Origin of the sequence: Neisseria sp. HMSC055H02, from assembly GCF_001813335.1 — a bacterium.
GTDB lineage: Bacteria > Pseudomonadota > Gammaproteobacteria > Burkholderiales > Neisseriaceae > Neisseria > Neisseria sicca_C.
In genome coordinates this window covers 1-222 of sequence record NZ_KV812092.1, presented here as the reverse complement: position 1 = coordinate 222, position 222 = coordinate 1, and the positions used below count along the sequence as shown (strand labels likewise).

At 48.2% G+C, this 222-nt stretch carries 1 protein-coding gene; it reads left to right on the top strand.

What is annotated here, in order from left to right:
- On the top strand, positions 1-217 hold a 217-nt coding region (locus tag HMPREF2907_RS05710), incomplete at its 5' end, for a contact-dependent growth inhibition system immunity protein (RefSeq protein ID WP_141754411.1).
- Positions 218-222 lie beyond the last annotated feature (5 nt).

Genomic DNA, 222 nt, shown 5'->3' with positions numbered 1-222 from the left:
CGGGAACTTGGGCTATAAAACCAGACGTGCCCTATTTAAAAACATGATGAGCGGGGATATTTGGCTGCACAACGGCTGCCTGAAAATCAGCCCGAGCCGCCATGTCAAGCTGGAAGCGTGGGATGCCATTGATGCAGACGATGTAATTTTATCATTGGATAACAGCCCTGAAGAAATCGGAGCAGGTTTAAGGTTGGCATTGAGCCGCTGCCGATAATATTT